This is a genomic window from Enterococcus sp. R12 (assembly GCF_058135755.1).
Genome location: NZ_CM176874.1, coordinates 1,265,085 through 1,280,114, shown reverse-complemented (window position 1 = coordinate 1,280,114; position 15,030 = coordinate 1,265,085). Strand labels below are relative to the sequence as shown.

Annotated in this window: 16 protein-coding genes; all 16 read right to left on the bottom strand. The window is 31.5% G+C overall.

The genetic code is table 11. The annotated features are described in order from the left end of the window. Positions 1-33 precede the first annotated feature (33 nt). Positions 34-576: a dTDP-glucose 4,6-dehydratase gene (locus ACTW1R_RS05955; RefSeq protein WP_489927517.1), complete on the bottom strand. Its 543-nt coding sequence runs from the start codon at positions 574-576 to the stop codon at positions 34-36. Between the two features lie 472 nt (positions 577-1,048). Then, on the bottom strand, positions 1,049-1,795 hold the full coding sequence (locus ACTW1R_RS05950) for an acylneuraminate cytidylyltransferase family protein (protein WP_489927516.1): 747 nt from the start codon (positions 1,793-1,795) through the stop codon (positions 1,049-1,051). Between the two features lie 28 nt (positions 1,796-1,823). Then, positions 1,824-2,975, bottom strand: a complete 1,152-nt coding sequence (locus ACTW1R_RS05945) for a DegT/DnrJ/EryC1/StrS family aminotransferase (protein WP_430616230.1) — start codon at positions 2,973-2,975, stop codon at positions 1,824-1,826. Then, positions 2,968-3,609: an acetyltransferase gene (locus tag ACTW1R_RS05940; RefSeq protein ID WP_142425509.1), complete on the bottom strand. Its 642-nt coding sequence runs from the start codon at positions 3,607-3,609 to the stop codon at positions 2,968-2,970. The genes ACTW1R_RS05945 and ACTW1R_RS05940 overlap by 8 nt, the downstream gene beginning before the upstream one ends. 12 nt (positions 3,610-3,621) lie before the next feature. Further along, positions 3,622-4,770 carry a UDP-N-acetylglucosamine 2-epimerase gene (neuC, locus tag ACTW1R_RS05935; protein WP_489927515.1) on the bottom strand — a complete coding sequence of 383 codons (1,149 nt, stop codon included), beginning with the start codon at positions 4,768-4,770 and terminating at the stop codon, positions 3,622-3,624. After that, positions 4,767-5,780 (bottom strand): N-acetylneuraminate synthase, encoded by a 1,014-nt coding sequence (gene neuB, locus ACTW1R_RS05930; protein ID WP_489927514.1) that lies wholly within the window; start codon positions 5,778-5,780, stop codon positions 4,767-4,769. The genes neuC and neuB overlap by 4 nt, the downstream gene beginning before the upstream one ends. A gap of 12 nt (positions 5,781-5,792) precedes the next feature. Continuing rightward, the gene (locus ACTW1R_RS05925; RefSeq protein WP_489927513.1) at positions 5,793-6,794 is read right to left on the bottom strand and encodes a UDP-N-acetylglucosamine 4,6-dehydratase family protein; all 1,002 of its coding nucleotides are present in this window, start codon (positions 6,792-6,794) and stop codon (positions 5,793-5,795) included. An 18-nt stretch (positions 6,795-6,812) separates the two neighbouring features. Beyond that, positions 6,813-8,216 (bottom strand): oligosaccharide flippase family protein, encoded by a 1,404-nt coding sequence (locus ACTW1R_RS05920; protein WP_489927512.1) that lies wholly within the window; start codon positions 8,214-8,216, stop codon positions 6,813-6,815. Further along, a complete protein-coding gene (locus ACTW1R_RS05915; RefSeq protein ID WP_489927511.1) occupies positions 8,182-9,330 on the bottom strand; it encodes an O-antigen ligase family protein in 1,149 nt (382 codons plus the stop codon). Before ACTW1R_RS05915 ends, ACTW1R_RS05920 begins: the two co-directional genes overlap by 35 nt. Then, the gene (locus ACTW1R_RS05910; protein ID WP_489927510.1) at positions 9,327-10,328 is read right to left on the bottom strand and encodes a polysialyltransferase family glycosyltransferase; all 1,002 of its coding nucleotides are present in this window, start codon (positions 10,326-10,328) and stop codon (positions 9,327-9,329) included. The genes ACTW1R_RS05915 and ACTW1R_RS05910 overlap by 4 nt, the downstream gene beginning before the upstream one ends. Further along, the gene (locus ACTW1R_RS05905; RefSeq protein ID WP_489927509.1) at positions 10,328-11,068 is read right to left on the bottom strand and encodes a WecB/TagA/CpsF family glycosyltransferase; all 741 of its coding nucleotides are present in this window, start codon (positions 11,066-11,068) and stop codon (positions 10,328-10,330) included. The genes ACTW1R_RS05910 and ACTW1R_RS05905 overlap by 1 nt, the downstream gene beginning before the upstream one ends. Positions 11,069-11,077: 9 nt before the next feature. Then, positions 11,078-11,773 carry a sugar transferase gene (locus tag ACTW1R_RS05900; protein WP_489927508.1) on the bottom strand — a complete coding sequence of 232 codons (696 nt, stop codon included), beginning with the start codon at positions 11,771-11,773 and terminating at the stop codon, positions 11,078-11,080. A gap of 11 nt (positions 11,774-11,784) precedes the next feature. Further along, on the bottom strand, positions 11,785-12,549 hold the full coding sequence (locus ACTW1R_RS05895; RefSeq protein WP_489927507.1) for a tyrosine-protein phosphatase: 765 nt from the start codon (positions 12,547-12,549) through the stop codon (positions 11,785-11,787). A 23-nt stretch (positions 12,550-12,572) separates the two neighbouring features. Continuing rightward, a complete protein-coding gene (locus ACTW1R_RS05890; RefSeq protein WP_270273416.1) occupies positions 12,573-13,277 on the bottom strand; it encodes a CpsD/CapB family tyrosine-protein kinase in 705 nt (234 codons plus the stop codon). A 13-nt stretch (positions 13,278-13,290) separates the two neighbouring features. Beyond that, positions 13,291-14,070: a YveK family protein gene (locus tag ACTW1R_RS05885; RefSeq protein ID WP_270273414.1), complete on the bottom strand. Its 780-nt coding sequence runs from the start codon at positions 14,068-14,070 to the stop codon at positions 13,291-13,293. A gap of 16 nt (positions 14,071-14,086) precedes the next feature. Further along, the gene (locus ACTW1R_RS05880; protein ID WP_489927506.1) at positions 14,087-15,016 is read right to left on the bottom strand and encodes an LCP family glycopolymer transferase; all 930 of its coding nucleotides are present in this window, start codon (positions 15,014-15,016) and stop codon (positions 14,087-14,089) included. Positions 15,017-15,030 lie beyond the last annotated feature (14 nt).

Genomic DNA, 15,030 nt, shown 5'->3' with positions numbered 1-15,030 from the left:
TATCCAATGAAAGTCATGATCTTATATGCTATTTCAACTTTCCAACCGTTTGGCTTCAGAGTACCACTTTACAGTTTTAATTAAACCTTTTTCTAGGTTTGTTTTTGGTTTCCAGCCAAGTGATTCTATCTTTGATGTTTGCATGGCATAACGATAATCATGACCTAATCGATCTTCAACGAATTCAATCATGCGTTCATCATATGAGCATAAGTGACATAACTTCTTAACTAAAGCAAGATTATCAATTTCTTCATGGGCACTAACATTATAGATTTCACCCGTTTTTCCGCACTCTAATACGATGAAGATTGCCCTACAAAAGTCTTCAACATATAGCCAGTCACGTTTATTCAAACCATTGCCATATACCGGCAATGGTTTATTATTGCTTATTTGATGTAACATCAACGGGATCAATTTTTCTTTGTATTGATTTGGACCGTAATTATTTGCTGCTCTAACAATATTGACATTCAAGTCGTAGGTTTTATGATAGGACATAACAAGATGATCTGCAGCAGCCTTAGAAGTAATAGAAACTATTCTTTGTTTTATGAATGGACACGGAATCACTCAGTATTTTAATGAGAATCTAGCTTTCGCTTCCTCAATACTTTGTTAAGTGCAGATTGATTTTAAAAGTAGATATAAACGTGAAGAATATTCTGATAGCTATATTACTTATTAAATCTTAAATTTGTAAAAGTGGGTGAAGATGAGTAAATAATATTTGCTTTGAAAACCGTCAGGTACTGCTATATCAATTTAAATACCCAGAAAGTTAAGAATCTTTGGATACAACAAACTACTAAGATTAGTATTTCAAAGTTATATTTACTTAAAGAACTAACTGTGCTTAACCTAAGTCACAAAAATTTATTATGTGAAATTAAGTGGTGATGATTCTTATCCATTTAATCCTAGTCTTTTTTATATAACAAAGCAATTCTTTTTGACATCATACATAAAAGTCTATTAAACGTGGCATACTATGTGAACTATGATGCCTAAGAAAATAAACAGATCAATTTATGCTAAATTCTAATTATCTTTTTAGATAAACCCTTTTTAGTTCCGGATCATCGCTCAAAAATTTTGGCATTAAAAAATTCATCCATTCAAAATCCTCTTTGTCATCTATATCTAAAACTTTGTAGTCTTTCATAACAAACAGATCAATTATACCATCGAATAAATATGTGTTATTTTCTAAAAACAGCGGTTTATATAGGTACATTGAACCATTAATATCGTATACATCAGGAGCTTGTTGTCTAGAGGTAAACTGAGATTTTATCGCCAAAGATACTTGGTTTCCATCTAACTTAACCATATTAAAAAAAGGATTACGTCTAGATGGAACTACAGAGAAGATTAAATCAGTATTTTGACTATTCATGTATTTTTCAATCAATCCATTTAAATCAGGAAGTGTACGTAATGGAGAGGTTAAATCTAAATCAATAATAAAATCATAGATCACTTCTTTTTTTTGTTTCATCTTAAAAAAAGTATCTCGTATTACTTCTATTTTACCGACTGTATCATTTGCTAATGCTTCTGTTCGTTCAATGATTACTATTTCAGAGTTTCTACTAATTGCTTGTTTTTTCAATTCATCACTATCTGTATTTAATGCTATATGAACTTGATCACTAGGATGAGTATCTATATACAACTCAATTAATGATATGCCATAATCAATTAGCGGTTTGTCCAAAATACTGAGTAAATTTTTGCTTTTTAGCCCCTTTGATCCTGCGCGCCCACAGAGTGTAAACAATATATTCATCATTTTTCCTTCCTTTTACCATAAAGTTTCATTGATTATTAATTATATCTAATAAAGAATCAGCCACATATGTTTGTTCGTCTAAGCTCATTTGACTTGAGGAAGGCAAGCATAAGCCTTTACTAAATAAAACTTCACTGACAGATTTATCAAAATTGGGATTTTTATAAAACTTATATCCTCTGAATAATGGTTGCAAATGAAGTGGTTTCCATAAAGCTCTAACCTCAATGTTTTTCTCAGACATTTCATTAATAATTTTCACTACATCTTCTATGTCACAACATGTATTTATAGTCAAAGTAGATAACCATCTATTTGAAAAATATTGTTCAAGCTCTGGCATCATTTTAATAGCGTCATTTTTTCTAAATAACTCAGTATATAAATCAAATATTTTGCGTCGTTTCTCTATCCTATTCGGTAGAACTTCCATCTGCCCACGTCCAATTCCTGCAGATATATTACTTAATCGATAATTATACCCTACATGTGAGTGTTGATAGTACGGAGCAATGTCCCTAGCCTGCGTAGCTAAAAATCTAGATCTCTCTATATAATCTCTATTATTGGAGACTAGAGCACCCCCACCAGAAGTTGTAATAATCTTATTGCCATTAAAAGAAAAAATTCCAATGTCTCCTAATAAACCGCTCTTTTTTTCTTTGTAACTTGATCCAAGTGATTCGGCAGCATCTTCTATGATAGGCACTTCATATTTATCAGTGACTCTTCTGATTTCATCATAATTAGCTACTTGGCCATATAAATTAACTACTATGACAGCTTTGGGAAGTTTGTTAATTGAAGCTGCATCGATAAATGCTTGTTCTAACGCCTCAGGGCTCATGTTCCAAGTATCTGGTTCTGAATCAATGAAAATAGGAATAGCCCCTTGATATAAAACGGGATTAACTGTAGCCACAAAAGTAAACGATGGTACAAAAACTATATCTTCCTTTCCAACACCCAATATGTCTAAAGCAAGGTGTATGGCCCCTGTTCCCGAACTCACGGCTGAAGCACCACCTTTTGCACCTGTGAAATTCTCAATATCACGTTCGAACTCGTCCACATTTTGTCCTAGCGGAGCAATCCAATTGTCCTCAAAAGCTTTCTCAATATACTTAATTTCATTTTGTCCCATGTGTGGGTATGAAAGTAAAATTCTTTTAGTCAATATTACTCCTTCTTTCTTTTACTTGAGCTGGTACTCCATATACAATAGATTTATTCGGTACATCTCTGATTACAACACTACCGGCTCCTACAGTTGCACCATAACCTATATTAATCCCTTGAATTATAGTTGCTCCAATACCTATGTGGGTATCTTCATCAACAATTACATTACCGGCTATTTTCACACCTGGTGAAACGTGGACAAAATTATTAACTTTGCAATCGTGTTCTATAATTGCCCCTGTATTAATAATACAAAATTCACCAATTCTGGAATCCGCATTAATAATTGCGTTAGCCATGATCACAGATCCATTGCCAATTTCTGCTGTACTTGAAATAATAGCTTTAGGATCTACTGCTCTACCATATGAAATTTTTCTTTTGGACAAAATTTGTTTGATACTCTTTCTCTGCAAATTATCACCAATAGTAATAATAAAATAATGCTGTGATAGAAAATCATCTGTCATTGATAAAATTTCACTAATATTCCCTAAATATTTTAAATTATAAAATTGTTTTTTTTCATCATCAAAATAGCCTTTTATTTCTTTGCCTTCATTTAAAAGTATCTCTCGAACAACTTTGGCATTACCACCGGCTCCAATTAAAATATAACTATTTTTCATCATTACTCCCGCTTAATAAGTAATCTTTTTTTGAATCCATTTTATATCATTCTTAGATGTTTCATATATTTTTCGCAAGATTTTAAAAGCTTTCTCACTCGATTTTCCATCTCCGTAAATGTTATCATCTGCACAGAGTCCCTTTAAAAAAGAATCAGATGTTACTTTGTCAATAGAATCTATAATATCTTCTAAGAGATTTGAACTATCTATAATATTTTTAGATTTTTCCCGGCCACTTTGTCTAGAACCAATATTTATTACCGGAACACTAAGCGAAGCTGCTTCTATTATACCTGATGACGAATTACCTATCATATATGAGCAATTTTTTAATATAGATAAATAATCATCTGGATGAAGATTAACAACAAATTCGAATAAATTTGAATTTATATCTTTGTAAACATCTTTTATACTACTACTTCCTGCATCTGAGTTTGGTAAGATACAAAGAACCTTTTGCTTTTTCAAGTTTAATGCTTTGATTATGGTCTTAATTTGTTCACGAGTATCATCATATTCTGTCACAACTGGATGAAAAACTAAAAGGGCATATTTCTTTTCGATTATATTTAGCTTATATTTTTGTTTTACTAAACTAAAATCAGGAAACGAAATGTTTAAAATTTCGTCTAATCTAGGAGCTCCAATGTTGAATACTCTCCAAGAATCTTCACCCATCCTCTCTAATCTTCTTTTCGAATTAATAGTAGAGGTGAAATGAATGGATGATAATTTAGATATCGCGTGTCTTATAGATTCATCTACTGTTCCAGAAACTTCCCCCCCATGAAAATGAACAGTTTTAACACCTAAATATAGACAGGAAATACTAGCCGCTAACATTTCTCCTCTATCTCCTAATAAAAAAACAAAATCGGGATTTTCTTTTTTTATTATATTTGTGAAACCATTGATTTCATTAGAGACGGTTCTAGCCATATTACTTTTTGTATTTTCTAAAAACAAGCTATCAACTTCACCAATAATGTCAAAACCATCATTCTTTATTTCGTTGACAGTATATCCGTAATCATGCGCCAAATGCATACCACTAATTAGGAACGATAAATCACATTTTTTCGACAAAAAATACTTAGCAACAGGTTTAAGAATCCCGTAATCAGCTCTGGTACCACTAATAACAACTATTTTCATAGCACTAAATCATCCTCATATAATAATTCGTCTTGATTTTTATCATTCACCAATTCTCGTCCAATTACTTTGTATAACATATTAGGACTAATACCACTTCCTGGTCTTTTAATTTCTAACATATTTTCAGTTAAAATCTCACCTTTTTTCAAATCCTGAGTCACAACCAAGCTTTTTCTAGCTTTCTCTTTTGTATCCAGTTCTGAAGGAGTAACTTTTTTTATTCCATCCCCCATAAAAATCTCACAATTCCTAATCCTATCAACAAACAACTTGAAATCTTGAGGATTTAAAGATGATTTATGATCTGGTCCTTCCAAATTATTATCCAAAGTAAAATGTTTTTCTAAAACCCGTGCTCCCATAGCGACCGCACAAATCGCAACATCATAACCTAAAGAATGATCTGAATAACCAACTTCCAAATTTAATTCATTTTTTAAAGAGTTTAAAGCTAATAAATTTATATCCTCTGGTTGAGCAGGATAGTTTGAAGTACAGTGAAGAACTGTTAAAGGGCTGTAGTTAAAGCACCTAACAGCTTCATTAACCTCATCTAAATTAGACATCCCCGTAGATAATAAGACAGGTAATCCGTACAAATCAATTTTTCTCAAAAATGGAATATTCGTCAGATCACCCGAACCAATTTTAAAAGCATGTACCCCGATTTCTTTTAAAAAGCTAGCACTTTCTTCATCAAAGGGTGTAGATAAAAATTCAATATTTAATTCTTCACAATATTTTCTCAAGTAAATAAAATCCGAATTTTTTAACTCAAGAGCTTTTAACATTTCAAACTGGGTTTGTGTTTTTCCAGTATTAGCCTTTTGATAAGCAGCCATCTCCGCATTTTTAGAAGTTAACTTTTCTGTTTTAAATGTTTGAAATTTTACTGCATCTGCTCCTGATATTTTTGCTTGATATATACTCTTTTTTGCGATTTCCAGACTACCATTATGGTTTACACCTATTTCTGCTATGATGTAAACAGAATTTTTCTTTTTCATAATAACCTACACCTACCATTTCAACAGATTATTTTTACGAAGAATTTCTAAAAATGTTTTTTTATCCAACAAATCTGTTTTATCTGAAGAATATGTGTTTAATTGGATATGCTTAAAATTTTCATATAAATTACAATTTTTTTGATCGGGAATCAAATAGAGCTGATCATTCTCTAAACCAACCGCGATTTCCTCTGTAGTCATTAATTCTTCATATAATTTTTCACCCGGTCTTATACCAACTTCAATTATATTTCCACTGTACGGAACTTCACTTTTAAAATTATAATCTTCAATCAAATATCTTGCCATTGATTCAATATTTATAGCCGGCATCTTCAAAACATATGTTTCTCCAAATTTCGCATGCTCAGCAGCAGTTAGAACCAATTTAGCAGCATCTGGTATAGACATCATGAACCTTGTCATATCTTTACTTGTTAATGTTATATTTTTATTTTCTTTAATTTGTTTTATGAATAATGGAATTACTGAACCGCTAGATCCCATAACATTTCCGAATCTTACAATAGAGAAAACAGTATCTGAGTTCCCTTTATATTTATTTGCTGACAAGATTATTTTCTCACTCAGAAGCTTGGTAGCTCCCATTGTATTCTGAGGATTCACTACTTTGTCAGTACTGATTGCAACCAATCTTTTTACACCTTGATTAATTGCTGCCTCTATAATATTTTGGGTTCCAATAACATTAGTTTTAACTGCCTCCATGGGATTATATTCACTAGCTGGAACATGTTTCATAGCAGCTGCATGAAAAACATAATCAATCCCTTTACATGCGTAATTTACTCTATTACTGTCTCTTATATCTCCAATTAAGAACCTTATATTTTTGTACTCCGATAATTCTTGTTGCATGTAAAATTGTTTTTCTTCACTTCTGCTAAAAATCCTAATTACTTTTGGCTCGTATTTCAGTAGCTGTCGGACAAGTTCGCTTCCTATAGATCCTGTACCACCTGTAACTAAAATCGATTTATCTTTAAACATCCTATTCTTCCCCCAGATTCACTTGTTCGTTTTTTTATTTAAAATATAAGCTAAAACACCAATCATCAAAATTAAAGCTAATGTGAAACCATACCTTATCCAAAAATAATCAATTAAATATAAAATTGTAAACGAAAATAAAATCATTAAAATTGTTAAAATCATTAAAAGTTTAGTATCGAACAATTGTTTACTTATTATTCTCTTAGCCCAATTATAATGAAACAGGAATAACAAAAAATACGTAAAAGCTGTAGTATATCCAGCTGCTAAAATACCATATACTGGGATAAGAATTAAGTTTAACACTATATTAACTATCGCACTAAATAAAGTACCAAAGGATATATACCCCGTCTTTTTTAAATAAAACTCTATGTTTACTGGTAAACTATACAAAAATTGAAAAAAATACCCTAAACAAATCGGAATTACAAGTGGAATCCCACTATAATAACTAGAATCTGCCATAATCTTTGCTAAGTCCACCGAAATAACCATAAATGACATGGAAATAATAGTAAAAAAAAGACTATATAAACTTGAAACTTTTTTTATATTTAAATATTTTTTTTTACTCATTTGTTCATAAAACCACGGAACCCATGAATTATTTATTGAAATCCAAACTACATTTAATATGATAGCTATGTTGCTAATATAAGAATATATACCAGCTTCATTAGACCCTAACGAAAAATTAATCATTATCCGATCAAATTGGGCTAACATAATGCTTGCTAATGAGTGGGGTATGAGTGGTAATGAAATTCTCAAAGCATACTTCCAGTAAGTTAAATTAAACCTTTCCTTGCCTTTAATTGCTATGGATAAATAGATAAATACACCACAAATTAATAAACCAACCGCTCCTCCTAAAACTCTTCCCAAATATTTATCATAGGAAAACACTGTTTGCATCAATAAAACAGATGCACATATATTTAATGCTGTTGATAGGAGAGAAATTTTGAGAAATTTAAAATGTTGAAAATTTATTGTGTATAACGCTTGTAAAAATGTAACTAAAAAAGTTGAAAAACTTTGAATTATCATCAAATTAAAAATTAGTTGATTCATATCAAAAAAATTATCAAATATCAAAAAGTAAAAGTTTCCAAAAAATAAAAAGAAGATTAAGCTTAATGTTGCTAAAGATAAAATTGAGGACATAAAATTTGATATATCCTTCTTAAAGTCAAAGCTAGCATTATTCACTGAAGCATTTAAACTTAGTCCTACTAATATAGAAAAAATAGAAACAAAGGATGTATAATTGTTAATCAACCCGTATTCTGCTTGTGTTGTTATCCGTACAAATAAAGGAACTGTGATAAATGATATCCCTTTAACAAAAAAATTTCCAATTATATACCAAAAACTTGATTTAATAAGCTTTGATTCTTTTAATTGATTCAACAAACTCAGCTTCTCCTAACTCTTTGTTCTCTTTCAGCGAATTTAAATAGTTCCAAAACAAAGAAATATATATTATGCCCAACGGAAAAAAAATTAAATTATGGAAATTTGCTAACAAAATTAAAAGTCCTACCGATAAGGGAGTTTTTTTATAGTATACTCGTCCGGATATGAACAACAACACAATACCAATTATTCCTAAGTCATACATTATTGATAAAAAATCAAAATGCAATGGAAATTGCAAATTTACTGTTCTTGAAATTAAGTCATATGCAGCCCCTGGACCATTTCCTATTAAAGACTTGCTCGGATTAGCCACAAGGGCATCAAATACCGTTCTGTACAAAAAAAATCTAGTTTCTGTACTAGCATCCCCATTTAATCTAGAATTTAAGATGTTATTAAAAATTTGATAAATTGGGAAGATCCCCAGTATTGATATTGAAAAAAACAAAAACTTTATTTTATAAGAATGTTTCTTAATATATTTTTTGTAGAAATAAAATATATTAAAAATCAAAGCAAGAATTAAAACACTTCGTGTTTCACTCAAGTAAATCATGTACAATGAAACGAATATACAAATTAAATTCAAAAATTTGGTTCCCGAATTAACTTGTTTATATTCCAATTCTTTCAATAAAACTAACATTGAAATTAAAATAACTATCGAAAAATTTGGTGGACTGGTTATAAAAAAACCTGCCGTTCTTTCAAAGTACAAATTTTGATTGGTTAAGACATAATATAATCCATTCATTATTATTATTTTTGATAGTACTGAAAGGTTAATATAGTTAATTTTGGAAACAATCACGAATAGCAAATAGTCAAAGAGGTATCGAAATGTCTCATCCAGCGAAGCTTTATTTAGTAAAAAGGTAATCATTAATAAAAAAAGAAATATAAAAGAAACTAAAATTTGAACTTTGGTAAAACGTATATCTAAAAGAAAACCAACTATAACAATTAAAACAAGCATGATTATAGATATATATGAGTTATATGTACCTGATGCTTGATTAATACTCATGTAGATTTTTTCGTTTAGAAAAAAAATTATTGGAAAAACTATGAATACATTTTTCAAGGAAAAAAAATTTTTTGAAGTCAAATTCGGCTCTCCTCATCGAAAATATTATTTAAGTTACAATATATTACCGAAATACTTCTGTTTTCCGGAAATTCTAAATTCAGATTAATTTTTCTCTTAGCTTTAATAGTTGAGATACTACTTGAAAATATACTTATAGCATCCGACACTACAAAATTATTGTTGTTTAATAATTCTGACGGGATAAATTTATTAATTAATATAGTCAAATCCTCATTAGAATAATACGAGCTATCTAACGGATGCTTTTTTAGTAGTACAGTATATCCGTTATTTTTATATTTTTCTATAATGTTATCAAATATTAAAATCTTTTGCTTTTCATCCATATACGCAGTTTCTGACAAAGGTTGAGTTAAAACCAACGCAACCTCCTTATCAGAAATTTGATCGAGATTTTCAGGCACATCAAAAATATTACTAATTTGTCTTTTCGTTTTGTTTGGTAAAGATAAATACTCCTTATCATTATTATAAATCTCCAGTATAGAAGACTTGAACGAAAATTTTTCTGGAAATGTCACTAATACTTTTTCTAATTTTGAGTCATACATATATTTATAATTAATTCTATATATATATTTCCTTATCATTTTTTTGCTAAAAGAATCTTCAGGATACATATAAATATTTGGAGCATCTTCTATTAAAGTGACTTTTTTAGCAAAATAAAATAATTGATTTGATGAAAAAAACAAACTTTGGGGTTTCCAATTATAAGTTACTAAATGAAACTCATTTGGCAGATATCTAATCCTATAGGATAAATCTATAGCATAAGAAAGTAAAATGCGATCCAAAAAAAGAGGTCTTCGCCTTAATATAACTTTTTTAACTTTATTCAACTTATATAATTTAGGTGTCATTTTTTTAAAATTGTCATACAGTTCTTTACTAACAGGTGTTAAATAAATATATGCATCATTCTTATTTTTTGAAATCATTACTAAACTGTTCAAAACATGTAAGGGTGTCGAACATGAGTATAGATCTATCATTATAAATTCCTTCCTAATAATTTCAGCTTAAATACTTTAAAAAGAAATCTTGAATTACCAAATACATATCGCTTAAAAAGTCTTTTAGGTTCTTGAATTAATCTATAAAACCATTCTAAAGAATTATCTTGCATCCACTTTGGTGCTCTTTTAACATTTCCGGAATAATAATCAAACAGTCCACCACATGTAATTATATTATTCACATTCAAAGCCTCATAATTATCGATTACCCATTTTTCTTGTAGTGGACACCCTAATCCAACGAAAAGAAAGTCAATATTCAACTTGTTTATTTCTTCTATTAGCATTTTCGAATTATTTAGATCAACATTATAACCGTCCATCACTCCAGCAATTTTTACATTTGGAAATTTAATTTTGAAGTTTTCTCTAACTGTTAATGCAGTATTTTCTTTACCGCCAAACAAGAAGAATTTTTTATCAAATATCTCATTTTCTTCTAAGTATGAGAATAGTGCAGGAAATAAATCTGTAGTTGCAATTCTTTCTTTTGCAACTTTCATCTTCAAAAATTTTTGACCTTTTATCAAACCCATGCCATCAATATAAACTACTGCATATTTATTTTTTAATATATCTCTATACTCAACATTTTTTAAAGCAATATTGTAACAATCAACATTTATAGCAAAATACATTTTCTTCTGTTTGTTATTTACCATCATTGATATGAATTTATTCATATCATCCAAGTATAAGTCAATCTTATCTAACATATTGTCTCCCTAATATGCATTATTTGGAAAAAACATAATTAAAACTGTTTTAAGAATAATTTTAAAATCATTTAGAGTGCTAAGCTTTTTTATATACTTTAAATCTAAATTTACCATTTGATCAAAACTAACATCATTTCTTTCGCCGACTTGCCATAACCCTGTTGCTCCAGGTTTTACCATTAATCTTTGTTTATCATAATTAGTGTACTCTGCTACTTCCCTTTCTAACGGAGGTCTAGGCCCAACTAGACTCATATCCCCTTTTAAAATATTCCATAGTTGAGGAAGTTCATCTATACTTGTTTTTCTGATAAATTTACCAATTTTAGTTACCCTTGGGTCATCTTTTATTTTAAACATTGCTCCTTCAATTTCATTCTGATCGAGGAGCAGATTTAATTTTTCTTCTGCGTCAACACACATTGATCTAAACTTATACATTCTAAAAATCTCTCCATCTTTACCAACTCTATTTTGCGAAAAGAAAATGGGGCCTTTAGGTTCCTCTTTTTTTATTTTATAAGCAACAAATAAGAATAATGGGGACAGTAATACTAAACCAAGAAAGCTAGCAAAAATATCTATTAATCTTTTTAATATGAAATACCCTTTTTTCGAGTCTAATACTTTTTTATCTATAATAATTTGATTACTATTCACAGCAAAATCTTTGTCGATTTTAGTTGCTCTCACTTCGTCCACCTTTTTTCCTCCTAAAACAAACCAAATTTTTTCTTTTTAACCAACTTAAACTCTGGAAAAACAACTTGCTCTCCATTTACTAAATCTCTGACAACTTGTTTCATTTGGCTTACTTTATCAGTACCAAAATCGTCATAAATAAGCTGATAGGCTTCTTTTAAGCAAAAAGGTCTTTTAGTCACTCCATGAGCATCAGAAGCTACCATCTGAACCAAATTATGCTCTACCATTACTTTAGCTGTTTTTTGAATATCTTTACCAAATACACCGACATAGCTAGGAGCAGTTAGTTGTGCCAAACACCCCATTTCTAAAAATGGAATCAGGTTATTAGGATCCTTTCGAAAATGAGCATTTCTTTCTGGATGAACGATCACAGGAATCTTCCCCATCTGTAATAGCTCAAAAAAAACTTGTTCTGTATATGAAGGAACTTCCATTGCAGGAAATTCTATCAAGATATACGTATCCTCAAGGTCTGTAAATAAAATCTTATCATTTCGTATATCTTCAATTAAATCACCTGTAATTCGAACTTCTTGTCCTTCTAGTACAGTTAACGGCAGATTTCTTTTGTCTAATTCTGCCTGTAAAGATGCGACAAGAGAAATGACCTCTGACTTAGGATTTGTATATTTCCCATTATTATGATGTGGTGTACACAAAATATGTGTTATACCTTGACTAACAGCTTGTTCAGCCATGGCAATACTTGCCTCAATATTTTCTGCTCCGTCATCAACACCTGGTAAAATATGACAATGTAAATCAATCATTTCTCCCGTCTCCTTTATATCATTTAGTTTCCATAATAATAGTAATAGCCTGAATCCTTACTATTTTCGGCGCCATTGTAGACAACTCCTAAAATTCTCGCTTGAACCATAGTTAATAAATCTTTTGCTTTTGCTAGAGACTCCTTACGGGAAACATTTTCCCGAACAACCAGCAAAGTGCCATCTGCTTTCGATGCCATGATCTGTGCGTCCGTAACTGCGACCACAGGAGGCATATCGAAAATAACTACATCATACAAATTCTTTGCTTCTTCGATCACTTGATTCATTCGAGAAGATCCTAAAAGCTCGGATGGATTTGGCGGTTTAGGTCCACTAGTTAGCACAGAAAGATTATCGATAACCGTTTTTTGTGATGCTTCTAAGACGCTTGTCGTCGTGCTTAACACTGTACTTAAACCAGAAGCGTTGTTTAGGTTAAATGTTTTATAAACCGTAGGCTTACGCATATCGGCATCAACTAATAACACCCGCTGACCAGATTTTGCAAAGACGACTGCTAAATTCGCAGAAGTCGTAGACTTTCCTTCTCCTGGACCAGAAGATGTAATTACTAATGTTTTGATCTGTTGATCGGCTGAGGATGCAAATTGAATATTCGTCCGTATTGTTCTGTATTGCTCTGAAATAGGTGACGATGGATCAACCAATGTAATTAAGCTAACCGCATGTGTTTGTGTCCCTTTATGCTCTTTTATCTTCGCCATTCATCTTCCCCCCTTAAACTCTTGTACGGCTACGGCGCGATTCAGCTGCCTTGTCACCAGTATTTTTTTTGATCATTTGTATTGATGGTTTCTTTTGGATCGTTGCATTTACTTCTTTGGCAGACATTTGCGGAACTGTTCCAAGAATCGTAAAGCCTAATGTTTCTGTAACATACTTATTATCTTTGACCGTTCGATCCAACAATTCCAGTAAGAAAGCAATACCAACACCGACTAAGATTCCCAAGACTAAACCAATTGCTAAATTAAGTTTATTGTTTGGGGATACCGGGGAAGAACTTGCTTCTGCATTGGAGATGATAGATATTTTGTCCACACTCAATACATCTTTTGCGTTTTCTTGGAAGACTAATGCTGTTGTATTTGCGATGTTTGCAGCATAAACAGAACTAGTATCTGTAGCCCTAATAGAAAACATCAATGAATTTTGTGATTGTGTCACTTCAACAGAATCTTTCAATTCTTGTACGCTTTTATCAATGCCATATTCTGATTCTATTCGGTCTTTGACCTGGTTGATAACCAAATCTCCTGTAACTAGTTCTTTATATGTGTTGATCATTTGTAGATTCATATTTACGTCATTTGCATTTGTTGTTTCGCTTTGTGGCAAAGTAACGATCAATTGTGCTTGCGAACGATACTTGGGCGTAAGAACAAAAAAGGTAACGATCGCTGCTAACGCCAAGCCAACAAACATCGAGATTAAAATTGATGTCAGGTGTTTCCGTAATATATCAAATATTTCTTTTAAACTAATAGTCTCTTCCATATTTCTCCACTTTCTTCTAGTTATTGATATCTAACTGGTCTTTAAGGATAGTTTGTACACGATTTAACTCTTCATCACTTACACGCTGATACGAGATGCCATCTTGCATGAATCCTTCACCTTGAAGCTGGTCTTGTTTGATCGTTTGAAACGCACTGCGATAATTCATCGCCAATGTCCGCATATCATCAAAACTCATATCAGTTTTCATATTGTTCTCAACTGCATTCAAGATAGTCTGATATTGAGTAACCCCATCTAGACTGAGAACTTTCTTTACGATCGCTTCCACCATCTTACGTTGTCGGTCTTGTCGGCCGTAGTCTCCATTGGGATCATCATATCTCATTCTTGAATAAGCGAGTGCTTGTTCTCCGTTTAATTTTGTACGACCGATTGTAAAATCAAAGCCATCCTTTGAAAAAGTCAAATCATTATCAACTTCAATACCGCCGACTGCATCAACTAACTCTTTCAAGCCTTGCATATTAAGTGACACGTAATGATCAATTGGAATATCTAAAAACTTCTCAACCGTGTTCATAGACATGGCTGCCCCTCCAAAGGCATAGGCATGATTGATTTTATCTGTTGTTCCATGTCCAACGATATCAACATAGGTATCGCGAGGAATACTCACCACCGTCGTCTGATTGTCTTGAGGACTGATGGTCGCCACCATTATGGTGTCAGAACGGCCTTGTTCGACTCTGCCTAAATCACCGGTATCGATCCCCATCAGTAAAACCGAGAAGGACTCTTGTTGGGATAGATCGACATCATTTTCACGTAGGCGATCTTCTCGATCACGCTCGACTGATTGATAAGTTTCATTAATTGAGTTTGACACATCAAAATATAGTTTGGCAGCGACACCGATCAATCCGATGACTAACACTGCGACGATTGAAAAGATAATTAAAAAGATTTTTTTTCCTTTTGACATTTGCTTTCCTCCAG